A 26,353-nucleotide genomic window follows, 5' to 3' on the forward strand; every position below is an offset into this window, starting at 1 on the left:
TCAGCTCCTCCGCCGCATGCGCAGGAAGATCGCTTCCAGCGGTTGTCGGACCATGTTGTCCAAGGCCCCCGTGAACATGATGACCAGCGCCTGAATGACGATGATCATCTCGCGCGGAATGGTGGTCTCGATCGCCAGCTCGCCGCCGCCCTGATACAGGAAGCCGAACAACAGCGCCGGTGCGATGATACCGATCGGATGCGACCGGCCCATCAGCGCCACGGCGATGCCGATGAAGCCCGCGCCCTCGACCGCGTTCAGAACCAGCCGCTGCGGCCCGCCCATGACCGAGTTGACGGCCATCGTACCCGACAGCGCGCCCGAGATCAGCATCGCGACCATGATGATCTTGACGCCCGAGATCCCGGCGTAATGCGCCGCCGGTTCCGACTGCCCGAACGCCCGGATCTCGAAGCCAAGCCGGGTGCGCCACATCAGCATATAGGCCAGCCCGCAGAACACGAGCGCCACGAACAGCATGATATTCGCCGGGCCCGAGCGCGAGAATTCGATCCCCACAAGGCCAAGAATGTCATGCAGACGCGGCAGCCGCAGCACGTCGTCGAACCGCGCCGTGGCCGGGTCCATCGCGGTCGGCGGGCGCAGAACATGGCTGAGCATGTAGTTCATCACCGAGGCGGCGATGAAATTGAACATGATCGTGGTGATGACGATATGGCTGCCCCGCTTGGCCTGCAGAAAGGCCGGGATCGCCGCCCAGAGCGCGCCGAACGCGGCCGAGGCGAGGATCGCGGCGATCATCGCCGTCCACCAGTTGGGCCACGGGATGAACAGACAGACCAGAGCGACGCCAAGGCCGCCGATCAGCGCCTGCCCCTCGCCCCCGATATTGAACAGCCGCGCCTGAAAGGCGATCGCCACGGCAAGGCCGGTCAGCAGGAAATTCGTCGTATAGTAAAGCGTGTAGCCCCAGCCATAGGTTGAGCCCAGCGAGCCGCGCACCATGATGACCAGCGCCTCGACCGGGTCTTCGCCGATGGCAAGGATCACCAGCGCCGAGATCGCGAAAGCGATCAGCAGCGAGAACAGCGGGACGAGCAGGACGTCGGCCCATTTCGGCATCCGTGTCGAACTCATGCCGCATCTCCCGTCACGCCGGCCATCAACAGGCCAAGCTCTTGCCTGTCGGTATTCTCGGGCGCCCGCTCACCCATGATCCGGCCATCGAACATCACCGCGATGCGGTCGGACAGGCCGAAGATCTCGTCCAGCTCGACCGAAACGAGCAGGATCGCCTTGCCCTGATCGCGCAACGCAATGAGCTGTTTGTGGATGAACTCGATGGCGCCGATATCGACGCCGCGCGTGGGCTGGCCCACCAGAAGCAGATCTGGATTGCGCTCGATCTCGCGCGCCAGAACGATCTTCTGCTGGTTGCCGCCCGAAAAGCTCTCGGCGGTCAGCATAGGATTGGGCGGACGCACGTCGAAACGCTCGATCTTGCCCTTCGCGTCCTCAAGGATCGCGTGGTTGTCCATCAACAGCGCGTTCTTCTGGTATTCGGGCCGGTGGTGATGGCCAAAGGCGATGTTTTCCCACGCCATGAAATCCAGAATGAGCCCGCAGCGATGGCGGTCCTCATGCACATGACCAACCGAATCCTCGCGCCGCGTGCGCGCATCGTCGTGCCTGAGCGACAGGTCAAGCGACTTACCCAGAAGCGAGACCTCGCCCGTGCCGGGGATCATGCCCGCCAGCACTTCCAGAAGCTCGGACTGACCGTTCCCGGCGACCCCCGCAATGCCAAGGATCTCGCCACGGCGGATGTCCAGATCGATGCCGCGCAGCTTTTCGACGCCGTGCTTGTCCACGACTTTCAGGTTGCGCGCCGACAGGACGACCTCGCCGGGCTGCGCCGGGGCCTTTTTCACGTCGAGCAGAACCTTGCGCCCGACCATCAGCTCGGCCAGCTCGGTCGGGCTGGTTTCGGCGGTCTTGACCGTCGCCACCATTTCGCCGCGCCGCATCACGCTGACCTCGTCGGTCACATCCATGATCTCGCGCAGCTTGTGGGTGATCAGGATGATCGTCTTGCCCTGTTCCTTCAGGCCGTGAAGGATGCGGAACAGGTGATCGGCCTCGGCGGGCGTCAGCACACCCGTCGGCTCATCGAGGATCAGGATGTTGGCCTCGCGGTACAGCGCCTTGAGAATCTCGACACGCTGCTGGTTGCCCACCCCCAGATCCTCGATCACCGCATCGGGATCGACGCTGAGCTCGTAATCCTCGGCAAGCTGCGTCAGCAATTTGCGCGCGCGGGCCTTGGACGGCTTGAGCAGCGCATTGCCTTCGGCGCCGAGAATGACATTCTCGAGCACGGTAAAGGTCTCGACCAGCTTGAAATGCTGGAAGACCATGCCGATGCCGGCGCTGATCGCGTCCTGGCTGTCAGAAATCTGCGTCGGCTTGCCGTCGATCAGGATCTCGCCGGAATCAGCTTTGTAAAAGCCGTACAGGATCGACATCAGCGTCGATTTCCCGGCGCCGTTCTCACCGATGATGCCGTGAATGGTGCCCTTGCGCACCCGGATGTTGATGTCCTTATTCGCCTGGACCGGGCCGAAGGCCTTCGAGATCCCGCGAAGCTCGATGGCGGGGGCAGCATCCGCTACCCCCGCCATGCCGGTGCCGGTCACGTCAGCGACCATCCTGAATCAGCCTTACTCGACCGAGACAGGGCAGGTGTTGTCCGACATGTAGTCGTGCACAACCGTCTCGCCCGACGCGATCGCGGCGGTGGCCGCGTCCAGCGCTTCCTGCATGTCGGCGGTCACCAGATCGGCGTTGTTGTCGTCGAGCGCGTAACCCACGCCACCCGCAGCCAGATCCATCACCACCAGACCGGTTTCCAGATCTTCCCCGGCGGTGAACGCGTCATAGACGGCGTTGTCGACGCGCTTGACCATCGAGGTCAGAACCTGACCCGGATGCAGGTGGTTCTGGTTCGAGTCGACGCCGATCGACAGGATGCCCGCATCGGCGGCGGTCTGCAGCACGCCCACGCCGGTACCGCCAGCCGCGGCGAAGACCACGTCCGAGCCCTGGCTGATCTGCGACGAGGTGATCTCACCGCCGCGCACCGGATCGTTCCACGCGGCGGGGGTGGTGCCGGTGTAGTTGACGATCACGTTGGCTTCCGGGTTCGCCGCGACGACGCCCTGCGCATAGCCACAGGCAAAGCGGCGGATGAGCGGGATGTCCATACCGCCGACGAAGCTGACGGTGCCCGTTTCCGAGGCCATGGCGGCCATCATGCCGACCAGATACGAGCCTTCCTGCTCGGTGAAGATCACCGAGCGGACGTTGGGCAGATCAACCACGCCGTCGATGATGACGAAGTTGGTGTCGGGGTAATCGGCGGCCACGGTTTCCAGCGGCGTCGCCATCGAGAAGCCGGTCATCACGACCGGGTTGTAGCCGGCTTCGGCGAAACGGCGGATCGCCTGTTCGCGCTGCGCTTCCGACTGCATCTCGATGTCGCGATACTCGCCGCCGGTTTCGTCGGCCCAGCGCTGCGCACCACCGAAGGCGGCTTCGTTGAACGAGCGGTCGAACTTGCCGCCGAGATCGTAGATCAGCGCCGGATCGGCCCAGGCGACACCTGCCGTCAGCGCCAGGGTGGCAGTGGCGCCAAGAAATGTGCGGGTCAGTTTCATATGATTTGTTCTCCCAGTTGGGTCGTCATGCCGCGGTAGCGGTCCGTCTATCGGCTGATCCGTCCGATCGCGGCGGATCAATCCGGTCAGGGGTCAAGTTAGGTCCACGTCCTTGCAGCCCGTCAAGCGAATTTTACCAAACGGACAAGTCAGGGAATCGTCTGGTAAGCTCAAGGTTAAATCTCAGGCGAAGGACTTGCAAAGGATCAATGCCGCGACGCTCTGGCCAGTTGGCGCGACGTAATAGCCGGGCCTGCGCCCTTGCGCCGTCCAGCCACAGGCGCCGTAGAGAGCGCGCGCGGGGGCGTTGTCCTCGGCCACTTCGAGAAACGCGCTTTCGGCGCCGCGCGCACGGGCCTCGGCATCGAAGGTCTCGAGCCGGGCGCGCGCCAGTCCCTGCCGGCGCCGGTCGGGATCGGTGGCGAGGGTCAGCAGCTCGGCCTCGCCTGCAACGACGCGGCCCAACGCGAAGCTGTGGCCCCCGGGATCGGCGGTCAGGAAAACAAACGGGCTGTCGAGAAGCGCCGCGAAGCCGCTCGCGTGCCACGGCGCGGGTGTGGTGAAGGCGCGGGCATGAAGGGCGGCAAGCTGATCGGGTGTCATGGCGCCGGGCTTACCGCGTCGCGCGGGCGGCGCCTAGAGGGGCGCGCGGATAAAGGCAACGGGGGAGCGGTTTCACCCTCGTCCGGCACGCCTCCGGCGCGCAGCCCTCGTGCGACCGGGCGCGGCGCTGCGCGCCGCGCAAAGCGCCTGCGGGGATCGGCGCGCTCAGTCCAGAAGCGCCGGCGGTCGTTCCGAAGGCGGAGCCGCGTCGGGCGCGCGGAGATAGGCGGGTGCGGGCCGGGGCTGCGGCGTATCCATCCGCGCGGCCGCGATCCGGGCAATCGCCACGGCGAGCGGATGCGCGGGGGGCGTTCCACCCTCGCCGATGTAAAACGCGGGTGGGCTGTCCGATTGTACAGGTGTGGCCTCGGGCGTCTCGCGGATCCAGACGGCGCCGCGCATCGCCGGAAGCACGACCGGCAGGTCCGGCCCGTCGAGCGCCAGCGCGGTGAAGCGGTCGACGCCGATGGCCGGGATACCGAGCCCCAGCGCCAAGCCCCGGGCTGCCGACGTAGTGATGCGGATGCCGGTAAAGTTACCCGGCCCGGTGCCAGCGCCCAGCGCGTCGAGATCGGCCCAGCCAAGGCCCGCCTCATTCAGCAGCGTTTCGAGAAATCCTATCAGCGCCTCGCCCTGCCCCTTGGGCAGCGCCTGCTCGGCCTGAGCGCGCACTTGCCCGCCCTGCAGAACCGCGCCGCTCAGCCAGGGGCCGGACGTATCGAAGGCGATGATCGCAACCCCCGCCCGGTCTTTGTCAGACGGCAACCGGACGAACCTCGGTCACTTCGGGGATGTAGTGGCGCAGAAGGTTCTCGATACCCATCTTGAGCGTCATCGTCGACGAGGGGCAGCCCGCGCAGGCGCCCTTCATGTGCAGATAGACGATGCCCCGGTCGAAACCGTGGAAGGTGATATCGCCGCCATCCTGCGCCACGGCGGGACGCACGCGGGTATCGAGCAACTCTTTGATCTGGCCGACAACTTCGCCATCCGGGCCGTCTTGCGTGGCATGGGCGGCTTCGGTTTCACCTTCGATCGCCGGGCGGCCCGACTGGAAATGCTCAAGGATCGCGCCCAGCACCGAGGGCTTCACATGCGACCAGTCGGCGCCGGCATCCTTGGTGACGGTGACAAAATCGGCGCCCAGAAAGACGGCCGTCACGCCCGGCGCGGCGAAGATCGCCTGCGCCAGCGGCGAGGATGCGGCGCTGGCGGCATCGGGGAAATCGGCCGTGCCCTGACCGAGCACGTCTTGTCCGGGCAGGAATTTCAGCGTGGCGGGGTTCGGGGTGGATTCGGTCTGGATGAACATGGCGGGCCTCCGTTTCACCGGGGATATGCGTATGACCGAACTGCAAGTCAAGGAACAGCCCATGGCCGACACGATGGGACGAAGCATGCGCTGCCCCATGCCCAGGCCCCTCGCACAGGGTATCCTTGACGGCCAACCACAGGGCCAGCCGCAATTCCCCGCCTGGCGGCTGCCCGATACCGCCCTAATACAGCCCCCGCGCGGCCAGGATCAGCGAGATATGATAGTCGGTCAGCGGCTCTTCGAACATCACCCCGCAGGTATCGTCGAAATGCCAGCGCACTTCAGCGCTCAGGCTCAGGCCCGCCGCGTGGATGGCAACCCAGTCGCTGATCCGCAGCATCCGGTCGGGCACCCCCAGAAGCCGGGCACCGCCCGGCGAGACATTTCCCAACGTGGCATCGAACGCGCCCATGGGGGCCCGGACCTGGACGAAGGCCCGCGTCGACAGCCGCAGCGCGCGATTCGGCATCTTCGTTCTCCCGATGGCTTTTTCTTCAGTTTCCGATCAAGAGGTTGCCGTGCCGTTAACAGCGCTCTTGATTGGTCCGAACCGATCCCCATTTAGGATCTGAGGCCCGCAAGAGGAACGCGCCGCAAAGGGCGTTCCGCGACAGCCGGGCGCTTTGATATGGAGAGTGCGATGAACCTTGAAAAGTTCACGGAACGGGCGCGTGGATTCCTCCAGGCCGCCAACACGATAGCCGCGCGCGAACAGCATCAGCGGCTGACCCCCGAACATCTGCTGAAGGCCCTGATGGACGACGATCAGGGCATGGCGTCAAACCTCATCCGCCGCGCCGGGGGCAATCCCGAACGCGTCGTGCAGGCGACCGATCTCGCGGTCGGCAAGCATGCCAAAATTTCCGGCGATGCGGGTCAGGTCTACACCGACAGCGCGCTGGTGCGCGTCCTCGACGAGGCCGAGAAACTCGCGCACAAAGCGGGCGACAGCTATGTGCCCGTCGAACGCCTGCTGATGGCGCTGGCGATGGTGAAATCGCCCGCCAAGGAAGCGCTCGATACCGGTGCCGTGACCGCGCAGGCCCTGAATGCCGCGATCAACGATATCCGCAAGGGCCGCACCGCCGACAGCGCGAATGCCGAAGACAGTTTCGAGGCGCTGAAGAAATACGCCCGCGACCTGACCCAGGCCGCGCGAGACGGTAAGATCGACCCGATCATCGGCCGCGACGAAGAAATTCGCCGCGCCATGCAGGTGCTCAGCCGCCGCTCGAAGAACAACCCGGTTCTGATCGGGGAACCCGGCGTCGGTAAAACGGCGATTGCCGAGGGCTTGGCGCTGCGCATCGTCAACGGCGACGTGCCGGAATCTTTGCGCGACAAGACACTGATGGCGCTGGACATGGGCTCGCTGATTGCGGGTGCGAAGTATCGCGGCGAGTTCGAGGAACGTCTGAAGGGTGTCCTGAACGAGATCACCGCCGCGGCGGGCGAAATCGTGCTGTTCATCGACGAGATGCACACGCTTGTGGGCGCGGGCAAATCCGAAGGCGCGATGGATGCCGCGAACCTGATCAAACCGGCGCTGGCGCGGGGCGAGCTGCATTGCATCGGCGCGACCACGCTCGATGAATACCGCAAGCATGTCGAAAAGGACGCCGCTCTGGCCCGCCGGTTCCAGCCGGTTTTCGTGGCCGAACCCACGGTCGAGGACACGATCTCGATCCTGCGCGGCATCAAGGAAAAGTACGAACTGCACCACGGCGTGCGGATCTCGGACTCGGCGCTGGTTGCGGCGGCGACGCTGTCGCATCGCTACATCACCGACCGCTTCCTGCCCGACAAGGCTATCGACCTTGTGGACGAGGCTGCCTCGCGCCTGCGGATGCAGATCGACAGCAAGCCCGAAGAGCTGGACGCGCTGGACCGCGACATCCTGCAAAAGCAGATCGAGGTCGAAGCCCTGCGCAAGGAAGACGACGCGGCCAGCCGCGAGCGTCTGGGCAAGCTGGAAGCCGAACTCGCCGATTTGCAGCAGAAATCGGCCGAGATGACGTCGACCTGGCAGGCCGAACGCGATGCGCTCGAAGCCGCGCGGGGGCTCAAGGAGCAGCTGGAGAAATCCCGGCTCGATCTTGATCACGCCAAGCGGGTGGGCGATTTCGCCAAGGCGGGCGAGCTGCAATACGGCACGATCCCCGAGCTGGAGCGCGCGCTGGCCGAAGCCGAGGCGCGTGAGGCCGAGAAGCTGGTGGGCGACGCCGTGCGCCCTGACGAGATCGCCGAGGTGGTCGAACGCTGGACCGGCATTCCGACGACCAAGATGCTGGAAGGCGAGCGTGAGAAGCTTCTGCGCATGGAAGACGGTCTGCACAAGCGGGTCATCGGCCAGCACCACGCCGTTCACGCGGTGGCGAATGCCGTCCGCCGGGCGCGCGCGGGGCTGAACGATGAAAACCGCCCGCTGGGGTCGTTCCTGTTCCTCGGCCCGACCGGGGTGGGCAAGACCGAGCTGACCAAGGCGGTGGCCGAGTTCCTGTTCGATGACGATCAGGCGATGGTGCGGATCGACATGTCGGAATACATGGAGAAACACTCTGTCGCCCGCCTGATCGGCGCGCCTCCGGGCTATGTCGGCTATGACGAAGGCGGCGCCCTGACCGAAGCCGTGCGGCGCCGGCCCTATCAGGTCGTGCTGTTCGACGAGGTGGAAAAGGCCCATCCGGACGTGTTCAACGTGCTGTTGCAGGTTCTCGACGACGGTGTCCTGACCGACAGTCAGGGCCGCACGGTGGACTTCAAGCAGACGCTGATCATCCTGACCTCGAATCTGGGGTCGCAGGCGCTCAGCACGCTGCCCGATGGCACCGACGCCTCCGAGGCCAAGGCCCATGTGATGGACGCCGTGCGCGCGCATTTCCGGCCCGAGTTCCTGAACCGGCTGGATGAGACGGTGATCTTCGACCGCCTCAAGCGCGAGGATATGGACGGCATCGTCCGCATCCAGCTCAAGCGCCTGCTGAAACGTCTGGAATCGCGCAAAATCACGCTGACGCTGGACGATGCGGCGATGACGTGGCTGGCCGACAAGGGCTACGACCCGGTCTATGGCGCCCGGCCACTGAAGCGCGTGATCCAGCGTCATCTGCAGGATCCGCTGGCCGAGATGCTGCTGGGCGGCACCGTCTTGGACGGCGCGGAGGTCCCGGTCTCGGCCGGTCCGGCCGGGCTGATCATCAACGGCGAGAGTTTTGCCGATGATGACGAGCCGCGCATGAAGGTCGTTCACTGATCCCGCGATCACAGGGGCGCCGGGAAACCGGCGCCCTTTTCCGTGGTGGCTCGGCTGCGGTGCCCCGCACCGGGATTTCCGGCGCCCTCGGGTTCCGCAAGGTCAACCGAAAAACCGCCTTGCGCGCCCTCCCCTGCGGCCCACGCAACCCCACCTTCCCGGCCAGCAAGGTGATGACGATGCTCTGAAAACGGCATCGCGCGATGCCGGGTGTCGCCTGTCGCCATGCATGTTAGACACGATGCCAGCGTAGTGTGTCGGTATCAGGAGTTGTGGAATGGATAGGCTCGCAGCCGATCGGATGTTCATTGCGGTCATGGAGACCGGAAGTTTCGCCGCCGCCGCGCGCAAGCTGGGCACCAGCTCGGGTCAGGCGTCGAAACTTGTCTCCGCTCTTGAGGCCGAGCTGGGCACAAGGCTGATGAACCGCACCACCCGCGCGCTGGCGCCGACCGAGCTGGGCCAAACCTATTTCGCGCAGATCCGCAACATCGTCGGCGATCTCGACGCGCTGGACCAGACGCTACGCGACGCGGGCGAAGCGCCGCGCGGGAAGCTGCGGCTCTCGGCGCCGCTCTCGCTGGGCACGATGCAATTGTCCCGGGCGCTCAACGACTTCGCGCTGGCCTATCCGGGGATCGAGATGGATGTCTCGTTCACCGACCGCTATGTCAGTCTGGTGGATGAAGGCTTCGACGCCGCGATCCGCGTGGGCACGCCCGCCGATTCCTCGCTGATCGCGCGCAAGCTGGGGCGGGTGCGGGTGATCACGCTGGCCAGCCCCGATTACCTTGCCCGGCATGGTCCGGTCGAAAGCCCCGACGCGCTGGCGCGGCACGAATGCATCCTCGACACAAATCTGCGCGAGCCGACGCATTGGCGCTTCACCGACCGCAGCGTGATCGTTTCGGGGCGGCTGCGCTATTCCAACGGGCTGGCCTGCCTTCTGGCCGCCGAACAGGGGCTGGGCATCGCCCGCGTGCCGGGATTCGCCGCGCTTCCCAGCATCGCCGCCGGTCGCGTCCGACCGCTGCTGACCGATTATGAACCTGCGCCGCTCGGTGTCTTCGCGATGTATCCCACCGGACGCCACCTGCCCCGCAAGGTGCGGCTGCTGATCGACTATCTGGGCGACGATTTCAGCCGGCATGACCCGATGCTGCCGGTGCCGAACGCCGTGGGGGCGTGATAGCTTCCAAAATGGAAGGAATGACTTGCCTTTCGGTCGGATTACAATCCGATCAAGGCCATGCCATCTGAGGGTCACAAGGCGCAACGACGCCGCAACCAGACTTTGGAGACCCTTTCGATGACTGCCACGACCGCGACCAACGCCTCCGCCACCCGGCTCGACAATGCCGAACTCGCCGCCCTGATCCTGCGGGTGTCGATGGGCGTTCTGTTCATCCTGCACGGCTGGATGAAGTACTCGGTGTTCACCCCCGCCGGCACCGCGCAATATTTCGCGGCGATCGGCCTGCCTGCCTTCCTTGGCTATGTTACCATCGCGGCCGAGATCGTCGGCGGCGCTGCGCTGATCGCGGGCCTGTGGACCCGCTGGGTGTCGCTCGCCTTCATTCCGCTGATGATCGGCGCGGGGTATTTCGGCCATGGCGCCAACGGCTTCTTCTTCTCGAACGAAGGCGGCGGCTGGGAATACACGGCGTTCTGGACCGTCGCGCTGGTGGTGCAGGCGCTGCTGGGCGGCGGCGCCTGGGCGCTGCGCCGCAGCTGAGCGCAAGATCCGAGGGCGGCGCCCCCGCCGCCCTCTCCGTCAACAGGAGCCTGATGATGACCCGTCTTCCCACCTATTTCATCTCGCATGGCGGCGGCCCGTGGCCGTGGATCCCGCAGATGCGCGCGCAGTTCCACAATCTCGAGGCCAGCCTCAAGCAGATGGTCGCCGAGCTGCCCGAAAAGCCCAAGGCCGTGTTGTCGATTTCCGGGCATTGGGAAGGCGACAGCTTCGCCGTGATGGCCAATCCGAAGCCGCCGATGGTCTACGATTATTACGGCTTCCCCAAGGAAACCTACGAGATCACCTATCCCGCCCCCGGCGCGCCCGAACTGGCGCAACGGACGATGGCGTTGCTTAAGGACGCGGGCCTGCCCACCCGGCTGGATACCGAGCAGGGCTTCGACCACGGCACCTTCGCGCCACTCTACGTCATGTACCCGCAAGCCGACATGCCGGTATATCAGGTGTCGCTGCGCAAGACTTATTCGCCCGAAGAGCATTTCGCGATGGGTCGCGCGCTGGCACCGCTGCGCGACGAAGGCGTGATGATCGTGGGTTCGGGGCTGAGCTTTCACAACCTGCGGCTCTTTGGCCCGGGTGCCAAAGTCCCGTCCGAGGCGTTCGATGCTTGGCTGGGCCAGACGCTGGCCGGCGCGCCCGAGGCCCGGACCGAGGCGCTGTTGCACTGGGAAGACGCCCCCCATGCGCGCACCTGCCACGCGCAGGAAGACCATTTCGTGCCGCTTTTCGCGGCGCTGGGTGCGGCTGAGGGCGAGCCCGCCACGCGGATCTACCACGATGTCGACCTGATGGGCGGTGTCACCGCGTCGAGCTATCGCTTCGGCTGACCGGCCCCGGCCCCTGCTGCAGACACAAACGGCCACCGGAACCCCGGTGGCCGTTTTTCTGTACTGCTGCGCCGGTTATTGGGCGCCGACGATCTCGCGGATCTGCGCGCGCAGAGTCTCGACCCGCTCGCCCGCCGCGTCGCTTGCCTCGCGCGCGTCGGTGATCTCGGTGTCGATCGTGTCGACCCGCGCGCGGCGCTCGCGGTTGGCCTGACTGTCGTCGCCCAGTTGCACGATCAGGCTGACCAAGCGCTGCTGTTCGCGCTCGAGCGCCTGAACCTCGCCCGCCAGCCGACGCTGCGCGTTCTCATTATCGAGCACCTCGCGCCGCAATTCGGCGATCCGGCCCAGCGTCTCGCGCACCTCGTCGCTGACCGCGCGGCCTTCCCAATAGGCGAGCGTGGCCACGTCCATGTCCAGCACGCCGACCCGCCGGGTGCGCGGCTGACGCTCGGTCACGACAAGCTGCGCGCGCTCGCCTGCCGGGACCTCGACCACCCAGCGCCAGGCATCGGGGCGCTCTTCGGGGCCCGTGGCGCTGCTGACGCGCCAACCCGCGCGGCGCGGATGGTCGATGGTGACCTCGCGCGCGTCATCGGCTGCGCCTTCGATCCGGTAGGTCACGCGGCGCTCCAGATCCTCGGACACGTGCAGCATCCCACCCGCGATCCGCATCTCGCGCACGGCCTCGGTGCTGGTGGTTTCCTCGCGCACCTCGACCGCCGTGTCGCGGGCGAAATCGACGATTTCGGTCGCGCCGGGCGCCAGTTCGGGGATCATCGCGTCGCCGGCATGGCCGCGCCCGTCCTCGTAAAGCGTCAGAACCCCGGCAGGTAGCCGCAGCGGCAGCGGGTTTTCCAAGGACAGCGCGATCACCGGGTGACGATCCCCCTGCCCGCCGCGATACAGGACCAGCCGCGCATCGGGCAGGTCTTCGGACAGGAAGGGCACGCTCATCATCTGTCCCGCCGCCAGCGTCACCGGCGTATCCAGCGTGAAGCGGCTGAAACTGTCCCCGTCATCGGCACTGACCGAAACCGACGCCGCGCTTTCGGCCATGTCGGCCATCGTGGCCCCCCCGCCTGCTTGCGCCATCTCGGCGATGGCGCCCCGGAATTGCGGCGCTGCGGCGACCATCGGCGCGGGCGGCGGGATGTCGCCCGCCTGTTCGCGATGGGCATAGGTGCGCGCATAGAGCCGCGCTTCGATGGCGCGCACCGATCCGGTCGCCAGCGTCAGCTGGATATCGTCCCAGTCGATGCCGGTGGTGTTTTCGACCACCGCCCAGCCGATCAGCCGGATGCCGTCCTCGGTATCGACGGCGCGCCATGCGGTGCGCCAGAGCGGCGCGTCCTGCAGATAGACCAGCCCCACATCGCGCGGCGTGCGGTCGTCGCTGTCGAGCGACAGCTCAACCCGTCGCGGATTGGCCGAGGCCCGCCACGCCCTCAGCGCATCGGTCAGCGTCGCCTGATCGGCGGCATCGGCAAAGCGCACGCCCAGCGCGTCGTCCATCTCGAAACTGTGCAGCGTGCCGTCCTCGGCCTGAAGGTTCAGCACATGGACGGTGCCGTGCTCGCCCTCGCGCCCGGTCACGCCCATATTGAGGCCCTGCCACTGCTCGCCGCGCCGCTCGACCAGCAGGGGCGCCCCCACCATCGTGCCGAACAGCCGCGCCGGATCGGTCACGTCATCGGGGGTGAAGGGGAAATGCGCGAAGGCATCCTCGAAACTGCCCGGCCCGGTCATCGTGACGAAGGGCACGGCGCCGGTGGGGTCGAGCACCCAGAGGCTCTTGAGGAAATCGTCGATATCGTCGCGCGCCACGGACAGGGTGATCGGCTCGCGACCGAGCTGCCCCTCGGCCTCGATCATGGCGAGCCCCGCAGTCGACAGGGTCACGGCATTGATCGCGGTCTCGGCCTGCAGCGGCATCGCCAGAGCAAGACCGCTCAGCGACAGCACCACGGTATTGCGCAGGCGACGGCGAAGGCGGGTATGGGGCATTTGAAATAGCATAAGGAAAACTCCGGGCGGACGATGATCGTCGCGCCAGAGTGCCCAATTGGCGGCCACAGGCCAAGGGGGAGAGCGATCACCACTGCGCCAGCAGAGCGTGTGCGGCGCGTGACAACAGACGGGCCCGGCACGATCGCCGGGCCCGTCCGGGGAGTTACTTGAACTTCTTGATTTCGCCCGACTTCAGACGTGCGCGGTAGCCGTTCAGCTCACGCTTGACGACCGGCATCAGGAAATACAGGCCGATGATGTTCACGACGCCCATCGCGAACAAAGCCGCGTCCGAGAAATCCAGCACCGCGCCAAGGCTCGACGCCGCGCCGACGATCACGAAGAAGCAGAACAACAGCTTGAAGACCAGTTCCTTGCCCTTGCCTTCGCCGAACAGGTAGGTCCACGCCTTGAGGCCGTAATAGCTCCACGAGATCATTGTCGAGAAGGCGAACAGGAAGACCGCGACGGCCAGCACATAGCCGAACCAGCCGAAGACCGAGCTGAACGCCGCCGCCGTCAGGGCCACGCCCGACGTGTCGCCGACCGTGGCGATCCCGCCGCTGTCGTTCAGGATGTAGAGACCGGTCTCAGGGTTCACCATCAACTGCCCGGTGATGATGATGACCAGCGAGGTCATCGTGCAGATCACCACGGTGTCGATGAACGGCTCGAGCAGCGACACGAAGCCTTCGGTGATCGGCTCTTTGGTGCGCACCGCCGAGTGGGCGATGGCTGCCGAGCCGATGCCCGCCTCGTTCGAGAAGGCTGCGCGGCGGAAGCCCTGGATCAGCGCGCCGATGATGCCGCCCGTCACACCCAGCCCGGTGAACGCGCCCGCGACGATCTCGCGGAAAGCCTCGCCCACCATGTCGAGATTCATCGCAATGATGACCAGCGCCGACAGCACGTAGAGCACGCCCATGAACGGCACGACCTTTTCGGTCACCTGCGCGATCGACTTCAGGCCGCCGATGATGACGGCGAAGACCACGCCCGCCAGAATCACGCCGGTGATCCAGCCGGGATAATCCCCCACCACGCCGGAAATCGCCGCATGCGCCTGATTGGCCTGGAACATGTTGCCCCCGCCCATCGCGCCCAGCACGCAGAAGATCGCGAACATCACTGCCATGAACTTGCCCAGCGGCAGGCCACGTTCCTTGAACCCTTTGTCGAGGTAGTACATCGGGCCGCCCGACACGCTGCCATCGGGATATTCGTTGCGGTACTTAACGCCCAGCGTGCATTCGGTGAACTTCGTGGCCATGCCCAGCAGACCCGCAAGGATCATCCAGAACGTGGCCCCGGCCCCACCGATGCTGACCGCCACCGCGACACCCGCGATATTGCCCAGCCCCACGGTGCCCGACAAAGCGGTCGCCAGCGCCTGAAAGTGGCTGACCTCGCCTGCGTCGTTGGGATCGGAATAATCGCCCTTCACAAGCTGGATGGAATGCTTGAAGGCGCGGAACTGGATGAAGCCGAAATACAGCGAGAACACCGCCGCGGCTATGACCAGCCAGCCGACGATCCAAGGCACAGTCGTGCCCGGCACATTGGCGAAGATCAGCGCCACGAACCAGCCAGTCGAGGCGGCGAAAATATCGTTGATGGTGTCGCCGATGGTTGCGGCGGCTTCGTCCTGCGCCATCGCCATGGCGGGAAAAGCGGTGAGAAAGACGCCCAGAGCGGCGCGTTGACTAAATCGTTGCATGGGATACTCCGCTGGCTCAGGGCACAATGGTGACGGGGACGGTGGCGATCTGCGCCAGCGTGCCGGTGACCGAACCGAACAGCCGCGCGCCCAGCCCCGACGAACCGATCCGCCCGATGACGATCTGCGAGGCATTGCTCGCCTTGGCGATCTCGACCAGCGTTTCGGCGACATGGCCGAAGCGGATATCGCTCGAGACGGACAAGCCCGCCGCTTGCAGCTTGGCCACGACCGGGCTGACCAGCGCCTGTTCGGCGCGCGTCATCTCTTCCTTTCGCCGCTTGTGTCGCTCTTCGATCTCTTCCTTGGTGAGAAAGCTGTAGGGCGACCATTCCAGCACATGCGCCACGATCAGCGCCGCGCCGCTGCTTTCCGCAAAGGTCTGGGCCAACGTGACGGCGCGTTCTCCGGCACCGGATCCGTCGTAGGCCACGACGATCGGGGGTGTTGTCATGTTCTCTCTCCACTGTTGCGCCCGTTGACACCGGGCTTCGACAACCCTAGGCCGAGCAGAGCGGAATTTTCTCCGCAAACCCGGCCAGAGCTGAGGCCTTTGCGACAATTCTGTGGCAAATTGTCGCGCATTTGGGAGATTCTTCCAACAACGCGTATTTCCCGACCGCTCGCTGCACCGCGGCATCCCGCGCCCGGACCCGCGTTTCGCGGCTTCAGGCCCCGAAACGGCTGCGTCACAACGGCGCTGAGGCGCGCAATGCTTGCCCTGAAGGCGTGGGGCGCCTAAACGCGAAGTCCTTACACGACGACGGACAGGGCGGGATAAATGAGCGACGCATCGCAAACCCAACAGCGCGAAAGCTCGCGCCGGATCGCCGCGCTGGCCGGGCTCTGGCCCTTCCTGAGCGCCTATAAGGGCCTGCTCGCGGGGGCGCTGGTCGCGCTGGTGCTGACCGCCTCGGTCTCATTGACGCTGCCGCTGGCGGTGCGGCGGGTGGTCGACGGCTTCGGACAGGGCGCGCTGGAACTGCTCAACCAGTATTTCGGCGCGGCGCTGGGACTGGCGGCGTTGCTCGCGCTGGGTACGGGCCTGCGCTATTACATGGTCACGCGGTTGGGCGAACGCGTCGTCGCCGATATCCGCAAGGCGCTGTTTGCCCGCGTGATCGGCATGTCGCCCGCCTTTTTCGAGAAGATCATGTCGGGCGAGGTGCTGTCGCGCATCACCACCGACACCACGCTGATCCAGTCGATCGTCGGCTCGTCGGTGTCGATCGCGCTCAGGAACCTGCTGATGCTGGTGGGCGGTCTGGCCATGCTGGCGCTGACCTCGCCCAAGCTCACGGGCCTTGTGCTGCTGCTGGTGCCGGCGGTGATCGTCCCCATCGTAGTGCTGGGCCGCCGCCTGCGCCGTCTGTCGCGGGAAAATCAGGACTGGATCGCGCAATCCTCGGGCAACGCGTCGGAGGCTCTGGGCGCGGCGCAGACGGTGCAGGCCTTCACGCACGAAACCCGCTCGATCGCCACGTTCGACCGCGTGACCGAAAAAAGCTTCGACGTCGCCATGGTGCGCATCCTGACCCGCGCGGCGATGACCGTGGTGATCATCGCGCTGGTCTTCTCGGGCATTGTCGGCGTGTTGTGGATCGGCGCCATCGACGTGCGCGAGGGCACTATGACCATCGGCGAGCTGGTGCAGTTCGTCATCTACTCGGTGCTGGTCGCGGGCTCGGTCGGCGCGCTGTCGGAAATCTGGGGCGAGTTGCAGCGCGCGGCGGGCGCGACCGAGCGGCTGGTCGAACTGATGGACACCATCGACACGATTCAGGACCCCGAAACGCCGACGACGCTGTCCGCCCCGGTGCGCGGCGCGGTGGCCTTCGAGAATGTGCGCTTCCACTATCCGTCGCGGCCCACGCAATCGGCGCTCGACGGGATCTCGCTTAGCGTGGCGCCTGGCGAGACCGTGGCGCTGGTCGGCCCCTCGGGCGCGGGGAAATCGACGATCATCCAGCTTCTGATGCGCTTCTACGATCCGCAACAGGGCCGCGTGACACTGGACGGCACCGATCTGCGCGACCTCAGCCGCACCCAGCTTCGGGGTTCCATGGCGCTGGTGCCGCAGGACCCTGTAATTTTCGCCACCACCGCGCGCGAGAATATCCGCTTCGGCCGCCCCGAAGCCACCGATGACGAGATCGACGAGGCCGCGAAGGCCGCCGCCGCGCATGACTTCATCACCGCGCTGCCCGAGGGCTACGAGACCCAGCTGGGCGAACGCGGCGTAATGCTGTCGGGCGGGCAGAAACAGCGCATCGCCATCGCCCGCGCGATCCTGCGCGACGCGCCGGTGCTTCTGCTGGACGAGGCGACCTCGGCGCTGGACGCGGAAAGCGAGCGGCTGGTGCAGCAGGCGGTGGAGCGTCTGAGCGCGGGCCGCACCACGCTGGTCGTGGCGCACCGTCTGGCCACCGTGCGCAAGGCCGACCGCATCGTCGTGTTCGAAGGCGGCCATATCGTCGCCAGCGGCACCCATGACGCGCTGGTGGCGGAAGGCGGACTCTATGCCCGGCTGGCGCGGCTGCAATTCACCGATGGCGGATTCGGCGCGGCCGATATGGCGGCGACGGATCAGGGGTAAGGCTCGGCGGGAAACGGTGGGGGGGTGTCTGCCCCCCTCTTGGCCTGCGGCCAATTCACCCCCCGAGGATATTTCCGGATTAAAGATGGGGGGCGTTCGCGTCGGGCAGGCGCGGCGCCCGGCACCGGCGGTTTTGGTGCCTCAGGCGCGCGTGGGGCCGCTCAACCCTGCTGGTCCCAGTCGCGCATCCGGGCGACGTAGCGCGCAAGGGTGTCGATCTCGAGATTGATCGCGTCGCCGGTCTTCACATCGCCCCAGGTCGTGACCTCTTGCGTATGCGGGATCAGGTTGACGCCGAAATCCCGGCCCGCGACATCGTTGACCGTCAGCGAGGTGCCGTTCAGCGCAACCGACCCTTTGGGCGCGATGAAACGCGCCAAGGCTTCGGGCGCGCGGAAGGTCACGCGGGTGCTGTCGCCTTCGGTCTCCATCGCGATGACCTCGGCCACGCCATCGACATGGCCAGAGACGATATGCCCGCCCAGCTCGTCGCCCACTTTCAGCGCGCGTTCGAGGTTGATGCGCTTGCCCTCGCCCCACGAATTGCGCCCGATCGCGGTCTTGGCGACGGTCTCGGCCGAGATATCGACATCGAACCAGTTCTGCGGCTCGGCGCCCAGCGCCACCACCGTCAGGCAGACCCCGTCGCAGGCGATCGAGGCGCCGATATCAATGCTGTCGACATCGTAGCGGGTCGCGATCCGCGCGCGCAGGTCGCCGCGCTGCTCAAGGGCGACGACGCGCCCGATATCGGTGATAATGCCTGTGAACATAAGCCCGTCCCGTGATTGCCCAGGCCATCATTCGGCCATCTTCGCGCTTTATAGACGTGGCTATCTCTGGCATCATTTCAACACAAGGGGAACACCCCGGGGAAAACCCCATGCCCGCAACGGGCGACAGGCACGCAGGCAGACCATGGTACCGATGACAGGCGACGGACGCCGATTCCTCATGTTGCAGGGCCCGCATGGCCCGTTCTTCCGCGAGCTGGGCGCTTTGCTGCGCAGCGCGGGGGCCGAGGTCTGGCGGATCGGTTTCAACCGCGGCGACGAGGCCTATTGGGGCAAGCAGGGCTTCATCCCCTATCTGGGCGCGCAGGAAGACTGGCCCGCCCGCATCGGCGCCGAGCTGGACCGCCTGCGCATCACCGACCTGATCCTGTATGGCGATACCCGGTTCATTCATGCCGAGGCGGTGCGCCATGCCCGCGCGCGCGGGATCGAGGTGCATATCTTCGAGGAAGGCTATCTGCGTCCGTGGTGGGTAACCTATGAGCGCGGCGGCTCGAACGGGAATTCGCGGCTGATGACGCTGTCGGTGCCCGAGATGCGCCGCGCGCTGGAGGCGTTCGAGACGGATCTGATCGACGCGCCCGCGCATTGGGGCGACATGCGTCAGCACGTCTTCTACGGCGTCGCCTATCACGCGCGCATCCTGCTGGCCAATCGCCGCTACAAGGGCTTCCGCCCGCACCGCGCGCAGAACGTGGTACAAGAATTCTGGCTGCATCTGAAGCGGCTGATGGCGATGCCGCTGCATGCGGTCGAGCGCCGTCTTGCCACGCGGCGCGTACGGGTTGGCGGCTTTCCCTATCATCTGGCGTTGCTGCAGCTCGAGCATGACAGCAATTTCCAGCAGCATTCGCCCTTTTCGACGATGACCGAGTTTCTTGAGGTCGCGATCCGGGGCTTTGCCGAGGGCGCGCCACCGCATCACCATCTGGTCTTCAAGGCCCATCCGCTGGAGGACGGGCGTACGCTTTTGAAAAGCGATATTGCCCGCCTTGCCCGCGACGCGGGGGTCGAGGGGCGGATACATTTCATCCGCGGCGGCAAGCTGGCGCAGCTTCTCAACCATGCGCGCAGCGCGGTGACGACGAATTCGACGGCGGCCCAGCAGGTGCTGTGGCGTGGCATGCCGCTGAAGGTGTTCGGCGGAGCGGTCTATGACAAGCCGGAATTCGTCTCGACCCAGCCGCTGGCCGAGTTCTTCGCCCAGCCCACGCGGCCCGATCTGCGCGCCTATCGCGATTACCGGCGCTTTCTGCTGGAGACCTCGCAGCTGCCGGGCGGGTTCTATTCGGCGGCGGGGCGGCGGCAATTGCTGCGGCAGGTGGTCGACATGATCCTGTCGCCCGAAGACCCGTATAGCGCTGTCTTGTCGGGACGTGCGGCACCTAGGCAACACTTGCGGCTGGTCCCGTGAGACCGGGTGCGCCCTGTCCGGGTGGCTGAAACCGCTACCAGATAGGCGTGATCTGCCCCCAGGCGGCGCTTTATCTTGTCGCTTGGCCGCAAGCCCGCCTGCACCGGCCGCCCAAAGTCAGACCTATGCAAGCGGTCTTGGCGTCGAAAAACGACCCGAAGGCCGGGCAACCGCCCCTGCTGCGCATATCCCCGCTTGGATTTTTTCGCCGTAATGCGTATAGTTGCACAAAAAACTTGAGGCAAATCCATACAAGGAGCCCGAGCAGTGATTGTCAGACCTTCCCGCCGCGCCATGACGCTGGCGCTTGGCGTGTTCGTGGCGAGCGTCGGTGCCTGCACCATGCCCCGTCCCGGCCCCAATAGTAACGAGATTTTTTCGGGTTCCGTGCTGCGCGAAGGGAACGCCTATGTCGTGGCCGTGGGCGACCGGGTGAACCGGGCGCTCGACACGCCGATGGCGATGGGCTTCTCGTCCTCTCTGCGCAACGCGGCCCTTCTGGGCGGCGACACGATCCGCACCGGCGACACTGTCGCGGTCACCGTCTTTGAAAACGTTCCCGAAGGGCTGCTGACCTCGTCCGAGACGCCGGGCGCGCAGCTGACCGAGCTGCAGGTCGATTCCGAAGGCTTCATCTACGTCCCCTTCGCCGGACGCGTCCGCGCCGCCGGCAGCTCGCCCGAAGCCTTGCGCTCGGCCATTGCCAACCAGCTTGACCAGCAGACGCCCGATCCGCAGGTCTATGTCAGCCGCACCGGCGGCGACGGGGCCAGCGTCAGCGTGGTGGGCGCCGTGGGGGCGCAGGGCGTGTATCCGATCACCCGTCCCAACCGCCGCCTGACGGCGATGCTGGCCAGCGCGGGCGGCGTCGATATCCCCACCCAGACTGCGATGATCACCGTGTCGCGTGGGTCGATCACCGACCGGATCTGGCTGGACGACCTGTTCGAGCATCCCGAGCTGGACATCGCCATGCGCGGCGGCGACCGGATCTATGTCGAGGCCGATCAGCGCCGCTATACCGTGCTGGGCGCGACCGGCGATCAGGCTTTGATCACCTTCGACCGGCGTGAACTGACCGCGATTGAGGCGCTGGCACAGGTCGGCGGGCTGGATCCAACCCGCGCCGATCCGACGGGCGTCTTCGTGTTCCGCGACGAACCCGTGGAAGTGGCCCAGCGCATCCTGAACCAGACCGGCCTCGTGGGTGATCAGCGCTTTGTCTATGTGCTGGATCTGACCGCGCCCAACGGCATGTTCATGGCCCGCGATTTCCAGATCCGCGACGGCGACACGATCTATGTGACCGAAGCGTCGTCTGTGGCGTGGAACCGGCAGATCTCGGTCATCTCGGGCGCCCTGAGCGCGACGGGCTCGGCCTCGGCCACACTGACGCGGATCCGGGCGGCCGGCGAGTAAAAGCGGGCGGCGCGTCCCCATGGCCGACGCCCCTCCGCGCCGCCTGATCGCCACGAGCCTCGGCTTTCTGGGCCCCCGTGCCCAGTCGCGCCGGGTACGGCGCATCCTTGAACTGGCCCTTGCGCGCCCGGCTCCCGGCTGGCCGGGACCGGGCGACGCGGTTCTGGCCTGGGGCCACAGCCCGCGCGCCTATCGGGCAGAATGGCTGGCGCGGCGCAGCGGCGCTCCTGTCCTGCGGATCGAGGATGCGTGGCTGCGCTCAATCCATCCCGGCCGCGTCGCGGGCGAACCGCCGATGGGCCTGCTGATCGACCGGCTGGGGATGCCTTATGACCCCGCGCAACCTTCGGAACTGGAACAGCTTCTGGCCACGCATCCGCTGGATGACGGTGCGCTGATCGCCAACGCACGCGATTGCCTGGCGCGGCTGCAGGCGCTGCATCTGTCGAAATACAATGCCCATGATCCCGACCTGACGCCGCCTCCGCCCGGCTATGTGCTGATCGTCGATCAGGTGCGCGATGATGCGGCACTGTTGCAGGGTGGACTTGGCGGGTCTGACGGCGCGGCAAAGCGGTTTCGCGACATGCTGCTGGCGGCGCGGATCGAACATCCGCACGCGCCGATCCTGATCCGCGCCCATCCCGAGACGGCGGCCGGGGCGCGCAACGGCTATTACTCTGCCGCCGATACCGATGCGCAGATCGCCTTTGTCGACGGGCCGCATTCGCCGTGGTCGCTGCTGGAAGGCGCGATCGCGGTCTATACCGTGTCGTCGCAACTGGGATTCGAAGCGATCATGGCGGGCCATCGGCCGCGCGTTTTCGGCCAGCCGTTCTATGCTGGCTGGGGGCTGAGCGAGGACGAGCACCCCCTGCCCCGGCGCCAGCGCGTGCTGACGCGGCTGCAGATCTTTGCCATCGCCATGCTGGTCTATCCCGCGTGGTACGATCCGCTGCGTGACCGGCTTTGCGATCTGGACGAGGTGATCGACCAACTCGAAGCAAGGGTCACGGCGTTCCGGCAGGATCGCGCGGGACATGTTGCGGCGGGTATCCGGCGGTGGAAACGGGGCGCGATCCAGCGCTTTTTCGGGCGCACGCGGCCTGTCCGCTTTGCCGAGGACGGTGCGACGCTGGCCTGGGCATCGAAAGTGGACCCGGATTTTGCCGGTTTGCGGGTCGAGGACGGTTTCCTGCGCTCGAAAGGCCTTGGCGCCGAACTGGTGCCGCCGCTGTCGCTCGCCGTGGACGATCTGGGCATCTATTACGATCCGACGCGCGAGAGCAGGCTTGAGCAACTTGTCGCAACGCCGCTCCGCGACGATCAGCTGCGACGCGCGCGCGATCTGCGCCATGCCGTGCTACAAGCCGGGGTGACGAAATACAACCTGACCGGCACGCCGCGCGATCTGGACGCGCCGCTGGCGGCCCTGAAGGCGGCACGACCGGGGGCTGCGGTGATTCTGGTGCCCGGACAGGTCGAGGACGACGCCTCCATCCGGCTCGGCGCGGGCGAGATCCGCACCAACCGCGCCCTGCTCGAGGCCGCACGCGCCGCCGAACCCGACGCGATCGTGCTCTATAAACCGCATCCCGATGTCGAGGCGGGGCTGCGACCGGGCGCGGTGGCAGAGGCGGCCGATCTGGCCGATCTGGTGCTGGACGGCGTCGATGCGCAGGCGGCCCTGAGACTGGCCGACCGGGTCTGGACGATGACCTCGGGGCTGGGGTTCGAGGCGCTCTTGCGCGGCATCCCTGTCACCGTGCTGGGCGCGCCGTTCTACGCGGGCTGGGGGCTGACCGATGATCGCGGCCCGGTGCCAGAACGGCGGTTGGCCGTGCAGCCGCGCCCGACGCTTGAGCACCTCATCCATGCCGCGCTGATCGCCTATCCGCGCTATCTCGACCCGGTCACGGGGCAGCTTTGCCCACCAGAGCTGGCGGTCGAGCGGCTGGCCACGGGTCGGACAGGCAAAAACGGACACGCCCTGCGGCTTCTGTCGAAGCTGCAGGGCGTGCTGGCAAGTTACGCGTGGATCTGGCGCTAAGCGCTCAGAACGATTCGCGGGGGATAACGACAAGGCCCATCATCTGCGCAGCCTGAAGCGTCAGGATCCCGCTGTCGAGCCCCAGAGGCGCCTGAAAACGGCGCACCGCTTCCGAGGTCGCATCGTCCCACTGACCGCTGATCGGCCCGGCATAATGCCCACGCGCGGTCAGAGCCCGCTGCAGCGTGGCGACGGTATCGTCGTCGATCTGTTCGGGGCACGGCACGGCGAAGAGACGGTCCTCGGCCGGTTGCACCACGCGTTCGCGCGGCTGCAAACCCTCGGCGCCGTCAACGGTGACGAATTCGACCTGCGTGACGGCAGGAATGCGGTCGGTGGACCAGCAGCCGCTGGATTCGCCCAACATGGGCGCTTCGCTGACGGGAGCGGGTTCGGCCCGGCTGGCCTGCGCGTCGGGCGCGGCCGTCTGGCAGGCGGAGAGGAGGGCCGAGACGATAACCAGAGTGGAAGCGAGTCGGAGCATGATATTCCCAGAGCGCGATTCGCGCATTGTTTCTGTCTTGAGGGATAATCTGGCGCTCAAACGCGGCATTTTCCGGGCACGGAAACGGCCAAGGCCGGGCGGCAGCGGCACCATTTCGCGGCAGAGCGCCTATCCGCGCGCCGCCGGACGGGGGCTGGATTTCACCTGTGGAACACTGGTTTGCCTGCGGCTCTGGCCTCTGGTCAAAGGGGCCACACTTTCGTATGTCCGATGCGAGTGAGAGAGACGCGAGGCAAAGATGGTCAAGATCACCTATATCGAATTTGACGGTACCGAGCATGTCATCGACGTGCCCGAAGGGCTGACGGTGATGGAGGGCGCACGTGATAACGGCGTCAAAGGCATCGAGGCCGATTGCGGCGGCGCCTGCGCCTGCTCGACCTGCCACGTCTATGTCGACGAAGCCTGGGTCGAAAAGCTTCCGGCGCGCGACCCGATGGAAGAAGACATGCTCGACTTCGCCTACGAGCCCGACCCCGAGAAATCGCGCCTGACCTGCCAGATCAAGGTTACGCCCGCCCTCGACGGTCTGGTCGTTCGCCTGCCCGAACGGCAGATCTGATCGCATGGCCGCCAGCGTCAAACGCCAGGTCTGGTTCTGGGGCGTGCTTGCCGCGCTTCTGATCTTGGCGTTGTGGGGGCTGGCGAACACGATCCTGCCCTATATCCTGGGCACGGCGCTGGCCTATTTCCTGGACCCGCTGGCCGACCGGCTGGAAAAGCTGGGGATGAGCCGCGTTCTGGCGACGGTGACGATCTCGGTTCTGGTGGTGCTGGTCTTCGTGCTGGGGATCGTGCTGGTCGTGCCGCTGCTGATCGAACAGGGGCAGGCGCTGAGCGACTCGCTGCCGGGCCTGATCGAGCGCGGCAGCAACCTGCTGGTCGAGCGGTTTCCGTCGATCCTCGACGACAATTCGACCCTGCGGCAATCCCTGCGGGGTCTGGCCGAAGCGGTACAGGCGCGCTCGGGCGAACTGGCCAACGCGGTGCTGGGATCGGCGGTCTCGCTTCTCAACATCGCGCTTCTGATCGTCATCGTGCCTGTCGTGGCGTTCTACATGCTGCTCGACTGGGACAAGGCGGTGGCCAAGGTCGATGAGTTGCTGCCGCGCCAGCACGCGCCCAAGATCCGCACCATCGCCGCCGAGATCGACCGCACCGTCGCCTCGTTCATCCGGGGCATGGGGACGGTCTGCCTGCTGATGGGCGCCTTTTATGCCACCGGGCTGATGCTGGTCGGGCTGCAATTCGGGCTGGTGATCGGCGCCTTTGCCGGGCTGATTACCTTCATTCCCTATGTCGGCGCGATCCTTGGCGGCGTTCTGGCGCTGGGGTTCGGGCTGGTGCAGTTCTGGGGGGATTGGGTGCAGCTGGGGCTGGTCGGGGCGGTTTTCGCCGCCGGCCAGATGATCGAGGGCAACGTGCTGACGCCGAAGCTGGTGGGCAGCTCGGTGGGCCTGCACCCGGTCTGGCTGATCCTTGCGCTCAGCGTGTTCGGCGCGCTGTTCGGCTTTGTGGGGATGCTGGTCGCGGTGCCCGTCTCGGCAGCCCTTGGTGTCGTCGCACGGCACATGGCGGGGGCCTACAAGGACAGCGCCCTTTATCGTGGCGATCCGCCAATGTCAGATGCTGACCCTTATCGGCCCGGGACCCCGGATGACAGAGCGTAAGCGCGCCGAGCAACTGCCGCTGGTCCTGCCCAGCGCGGAATCGATGGGCCGCGATGACTTTCTCGAAGCGCCCTCGAATGCCGTGGCCCTGGCCGCGGTCGAGGCCGAGCGCGGCCTGCCCAACGGGCTGACCGTTCTGGTGGGGCCTCCCGGCTCGGGCAAGACGCATCTGGCGCATATCTGGGCCGCGCGGACCGGCGCACTGTGGCAGCCTGCCGAAACGCTGACGGCGCGGCTCGAACAGCTGGTTCAGCCCGGCGCCCCCGACCGGATCGTCATCGACGATGCTCATTTGCTGGCGGGGGGAGACGGCGAAGAGGCGCTGTTTCACCTGATCAATCACCTGCGCGGACGCGGCGAGCTGTTGCTGAGCGCGCCGATGCCGGTGCGCGACTGGGGATTGCGCCTGCCCGACCTGACGTCGCGTCTGTCAGCGGCGGCGCATCAGTCGCTGGGCGAGCCCGAGGATGCGCTTCTGGCTGCCGTGCTGGTCAAGCTCTTCACCGACCGGCAGGTGCGCATCGACCCCGGCCTGATCGACTATATCCTGCCACGCATGGAGCGTTCTCTCGATGCGGCGCGGTCGCTGGTGGCCGAGGTGGACCTGCGCGCCTTGCAACTGAAGAAGAAGATCACCGCCGGCATGGTGCGCGAGGCTCTGAGCAAAGACCTCGACAATGATCCGGATGCCGACGCATCATGCCGGGTATCACCAAACCGTCGCAATTGACCGCTACAGACCGC

Annotated in this window: 23 protein-coding genes; 11 read left to right on the forward strand and 12 right to left on the reverse strand. The window is 66.2% G+C overall.

Annotation, left to right across the window (positions count from 1 at the left end; all coding sequences use genetic code 11):
* The 7 genes from JI664_RS02085 to JI664_RS02115 form a co-directional block, all read right to left on the reverse strand.
* Window positions 1-1,098 (reverse strand): ABC transporter permease, encoded by a 1,098-nt coding sequence (locus JI664_RS02085; protein ID WP_286173762.1) that lies wholly within the window; start codon window positions 1,096-1,098, stop codon window positions 1-3.
* Window positions 1,095-2,669, reverse strand: coding sequence for an ABC transporter ATP-binding protein (locus JI664_RS02090; RefSeq protein ID WP_286173763.1), 1,575 nt, complete (start codon window positions 2,667-2,669; stop codon window positions 1,095-1,097). Before JI664_RS02090 ends, JI664_RS02085 begins: the two co-directional genes overlap by 4 nt.
* 12 nt (window positions 2,670-2,681) lie before the next feature.
* Window positions 2,682-3,677, reverse strand: coding sequence for a BMP family lipoprotein (locus tag JI664_RS02095; RefSeq protein WP_207012033.1), 996 nt, complete (start codon window positions 3,675-3,677; stop codon window positions 2,682-2,684).
* 183 nt (window positions 3,678-3,860) lie between these two features.
* Complete coding sequence (locus JI664_RS02100) at window positions 3,861-4,280, reverse strand: GNAT family N-acetyltransferase (RefSeq protein WP_207012034.1); 420 nt, start codon at window positions 4,278-4,280, stop codon at window positions 3,861-3,863.
* Between the two features lie 165 nt (window positions 4,281-4,445).
* Complete coding sequence (gene tsaB / locus JI664_RS02105; RefSeq protein WP_207012035.1) at window positions 4,446-5,045, reverse strand: tRNA (adenosine(37)-N6)-threonylcarbamoyltransferase complex dimerization subunit type 1 TsaB; 600 nt, start codon at window positions 5,043-5,045, stop codon at window positions 4,446-4,448.
* Complete coding sequence (locus JI664_RS02110) at window positions 5,035-5,592, reverse strand: NifU family protein (protein WP_207012036.1); 558 nt, start codon at window positions 5,590-5,592, stop codon at window positions 5,035-5,037. Before JI664_RS02110 ends, tsaB begins: the two co-directional genes overlap by 11 nt.
* A 184-nt stretch (window positions 5,593-5,776) precedes the next feature.
* Window positions 5,777-6,064, reverse strand: coding sequence for a PilZ domain-containing protein (locus JI664_RS02115; protein ID WP_207012037.1), 288 nt, complete (start codon window positions 6,062-6,064; stop codon window positions 5,777-5,779).
* 171 nt (window positions 6,065-6,235) lie between these two features.
* On the opposite strand from JI664_RS02115, the gene clpB reads away from it, so the two are divergent.
* From clpB to JI664_RS02135, 4 genes are all read left to right on the forward strand, one after another.
* On the forward strand, window positions 6,236-8,848 hold the full coding sequence (clpB, locus tag JI664_RS02120) for an ATP-dependent chaperone ClpB (protein ID WP_207012038.1): 2,613 nt from the start codon (window positions 6,236-6,238) through the stop codon (window positions 8,846-8,848).
* Between the two features lie 277 nt (window positions 8,849-9,125).
* Complete coding sequence (locus JI664_RS02125; RefSeq protein WP_207012039.1) at window positions 9,126-10,037, forward strand: LysR family transcriptional regulator; 912 nt, start codon at window positions 9,126-9,128, stop codon at window positions 10,035-10,037.
* Window positions 10,038-10,157: 120 nt separating this feature from the next.
* On the forward strand, window positions 10,158-10,583 hold the full coding sequence (locus JI664_RS02130) for a DoxX family protein (RefSeq protein WP_207012040.1): 426 nt from the start codon (window positions 10,158-10,160) through the stop codon (window positions 10,581-10,583).
* Window positions 10,584-10,639: 56 nt separating this feature from the next.
* The gene (locus JI664_RS02135) at window positions 10,640-11,434 is read left to right on the forward strand and encodes a DODA-type extradiol aromatic ring-opening family dioxygenase (RefSeq protein ID WP_207012041.1); all 795 of its coding nucleotides are present in this window, start codon (window positions 10,640-10,642) and stop codon (window positions 11,432-11,434) included.
* 75 nt (window positions 11,435-11,509) lie between these two features.
* On the opposite strand, the gene JI664_RS02140 is transcribed toward JI664_RS02135, so the two are convergent.
* The 3 genes from JI664_RS02140 to JI664_RS02150 form a co-directional block, all read right to left on the reverse strand.
* Window positions 11,510-13,441, reverse strand: a complete 1,932-nt coding sequence (locus tag JI664_RS02140; RefSeq protein ID WP_207012042.1) for a hypothetical protein — start codon at window positions 13,439-13,441, stop codon at window positions 11,510-11,512.
* Between the two features lie 166 nt (window positions 13,442-13,607).
* Entirely contained in the window at window positions 13,608-15,104 is a 1,497-nt protein-coding gene (locus JI664_RS02145; protein WP_414707706.1) for an alanine/glycine:cation symporter family protein, read from the reverse strand.
* 73 nt (window positions 15,105-15,177) lie between these two features.
* The gene (locus JI664_RS02150; protein WP_207012044.1) at window positions 15,178-15,615 is read right to left on the reverse strand and encodes a universal stress protein; all 438 of its coding nucleotides are present in this window, start codon (window positions 15,613-15,615) and stop codon (window positions 15,178-15,180) included.
* 327 nt (window positions 15,616-15,942) lie between these two features.
* On the opposite strand from JI664_RS02150, the gene JI664_RS02155 reads away from it, so the two are divergent.
* Complete coding sequence (locus tag JI664_RS02155) at window positions 15,943-17,757, forward strand: ABC transporter transmembrane domain-containing protein (protein ID WP_207012045.1); 1,815 nt, start codon at window positions 15,943-15,945, stop codon at window positions 17,755-17,757.
* Window positions 17,758-17,918: 161 nt separating this feature from the next.
* Here JI664_RS02155 and JI664_RS02160 read toward each other — a convergent pair whose 3' ends face one another.
* On the reverse strand, window positions 17,919-18,530 hold the full coding sequence (locus JI664_RS02160) for a riboflavin synthase (RefSeq protein ID WP_207012046.1): 612 nt from the start codon (window positions 18,528-18,530) through the stop codon (window positions 17,919-17,921).
* 145 nt (window positions 18,531-18,675) lie between these two features.
* Between JI664_RS02160 and JI664_RS02165 the strand changes: the two genes are divergently transcribed.
* From JI664_RS02165 to JI664_RS02175, 3 genes are all read left to right on the forward strand, one after another.
* A complete protein-coding gene (locus tag JI664_RS02165; protein ID WP_207012047.1) occupies window positions 18,676-19,965 on the forward strand; it encodes a capsule biosynthesis protein in 1,290 nt (429 codons plus the stop codon).
* 267 nt (window positions 19,966-20,232) lie between these two features.
* Entirely contained in the window at window positions 20,233-21,384 is a 1,152-nt protein-coding gene (locus JI664_RS02170) for a polysaccharide biosynthesis/export family protein (RefSeq protein WP_349768671.1), read from the forward strand.
* Window positions 21,385-21,403: 19 nt separating this feature from the next.
* On the forward strand, window positions 21,404-23,434 hold the full coding sequence (locus JI664_RS02175) for a capsular polysaccharide biosynthesis protein (RefSeq protein ID WP_207012048.1): 2,031 nt from the start codon (window positions 21,404-21,406) through the stop codon (window positions 23,432-23,434).
* Between the two features lie 4 nt (window positions 23,435-23,438).
* On the opposite strand, the gene JI664_RS02180 is transcribed toward JI664_RS02175, so the two are convergent.
* Window positions 23,439-23,918 (reverse strand): peptidoglycan-binding domain-containing protein, encoded by a 480-nt coding sequence (locus JI664_RS02180; RefSeq protein ID WP_207012049.1) that lies wholly within the window; start codon window positions 23,916-23,918, stop codon window positions 23,439-23,441.
* A 259-nt stretch (window positions 23,919-24,177) separates the two neighbouring features.
* On the opposite strand from JI664_RS02180, the gene JI664_RS02185 reads away from it, so the two are divergent.
* From JI664_RS02185 to JI664_RS02195, 3 genes are read left to right on the forward strand one after another with little or no spacing between them, the layout of a single operon-like run.
* Complete coding sequence (locus JI664_RS02185) at window positions 24,178-24,501, forward strand: 2Fe-2S iron-sulfur cluster-binding protein (RefSeq protein ID WP_207012050.1); 324 nt, start codon at window positions 24,178-24,180, stop codon at window positions 24,499-24,501.
* Window positions 24,502-24,505: 4 nt separating this feature from the next.
* Window positions 24,506-25,609 carry an AI-2E family transporter gene (locus JI664_RS02190; protein WP_207012051.1) on the forward strand — a complete coding sequence of 368 codons (1,104 nt, stop codon included), beginning with the start codon at window positions 24,506-24,508 and terminating at the stop codon, window positions 25,607-25,609.
* Complete coding sequence (locus JI664_RS02195) at window positions 25,596-26,339, forward strand: chromosomal replication initiator DnaA (protein ID WP_286173767.1); 744 nt, start codon at window positions 25,596-25,598, stop codon at window positions 26,337-26,339. The genes JI664_RS02190 and JI664_RS02195 overlap by 14 nt, the downstream gene beginning before the upstream one ends.
* Window positions 26,340-26,353 lie beyond the last annotated feature (14 nt).

Source organism: Rhodobacter sp. NTK016B (genome assembly GCF_017303295.1).
Classification (GTDB): domain Bacteria; phylum Pseudomonadota; class Alphaproteobacteria; order Rhodobacterales; family Rhodobacteraceae; genus Pararhodobacter.

Coding starts and splice junctions, on each gene's coding strand:
- JI664_RS02155 (WP_207012045.1), top strand. CDS start 15,943: ATGAGCGACGCATCGCAAACCCAACAGCGCGAAAGCTCGCGCCGGATC.
- JI664_RS02100 (WP_207012034.1), bottom strand. CDS start 4,280: ATGACACCCGATCAGCTTGCCGCCCTTCATGCCCGCGCCTTCACCACA.
- JI664_RS02095 (WP_207012033.1), bottom strand. CDS start 3,677: ATGAAACTGACCCGCACATTTCTTGGCGCCACTGCCACCCTGGCGCTG.
- JI664_RS02195 (WP_286173767.1), top strand. CDS start 25,596: ATGACAGAGCGTAAGCGCGCCGAGCAACTGCCGCTGGTCCTGCCCAGC.
- JI664_RS02175 (WP_207012048.1), top strand. CDS start 21,404: ATGGCCGACGCCCCTCCGCGCCGCCTGATCGCCACGAGCCTCGGCTTT.
- JI664_RS02185 (WP_207012050.1), top strand. CDS start 24,178: ATGGTCAAGATCACCTATATCGAATTTGACGGTACCGAGCATGTCATC.
- JI664_RS02150 (WP_207012044.1), bottom strand. CDS start 15,615: ATGACAACACCCCCGATCGTCGTGGCCTACGACGGATCCGGTGCCGGA.
- JI664_RS02190 (WP_207012051.1), top strand. CDS start 24,506: ATGGCCGCCAGCGTCAAACGCCAGGTCTGGTTCTGGGGCGTGCTTGCC.
- JI664_RS02130 (WP_207012040.1), top strand. CDS start 10,158: ATGACTGCCACGACCGCGACCAACGCCTCCGCCACCCGGCTCGACAAT.
- JI664_RS02180 (WP_207012049.1), bottom strand. CDS start 23,918: ATGCTCCGACTCGCTTCCACTCTGGTTATCGTCTCGGCCCTCCTCTCC.
- JI664_RS02110 (WP_207012036.1), bottom strand. CDS start 5,592: ATGTTCATCCAGACCGAATCCACCCCGAACCCCGCCACGCTGAAATTC.
- clpB (WP_207012038.1), top strand. CDS start 6,236: ATGAACCTTGAAAAGTTCACGGAACGGGCGCGTGGATTCCTCCAGGCC.
- JI664_RS02135 (WP_207012041.1), top strand. CDS start 10,640: ATGACCCGTCTTCCCACCTATTTCATCTCGCATGGCGGCGGCCCGTGG.
- JI664_RS02165 (WP_207012047.1), top strand. CDS start 18,676: ATGGTACCGATGACAGGCGACGGACGCCGATTCCTCATGTTGCAGGGC.
- JI664_RS02140 (WP_207012042.1), bottom strand. CDS start 13,441: ATGCCCCATACCCGCCTTCGCCGTCGCCTGCGCAATACCGTGGTGCTG.
- JI664_RS02125 (WP_207012039.1), top strand. CDS start 9,126: ATGGATAGGCTCGCAGCCGATCGGATGTTCATTGCGGTCATGGAGACC.
- JI664_RS02145 (WP_414707706.1), bottom strand. CDS start 15,104: ATGGCGATGGCGCAGGACGAAGCCGCCGCAACCATCGGCGACACCATC.
- JI664_RS02090 (WP_286173763.1), bottom strand. CDS start 2,669: ATGGTCGCTGACGTGACCGGCACCGGCATGGCGGGGGTAGCGGATGCT.
- JI664_RS02160 (WP_207012046.1), bottom strand. CDS start 18,530: ATGTTCACAGGCATTATCACCGATATCGGGCGCGTCGTCGCCCTTGAG.
- JI664_RS02085 (WP_286173762.1), bottom strand. CDS start 1,098: ATGAGTTCGACACGGATGCCGAAATGGGCCGACGTCCTGCTCGTCCCG.
- JI664_RS02115 (WP_207012037.1), bottom strand. CDS start 6,064: ATGCCGAATCGCGCGCTGCGGCTGTCGACGCGGGCCTTCGTCCAGGTC.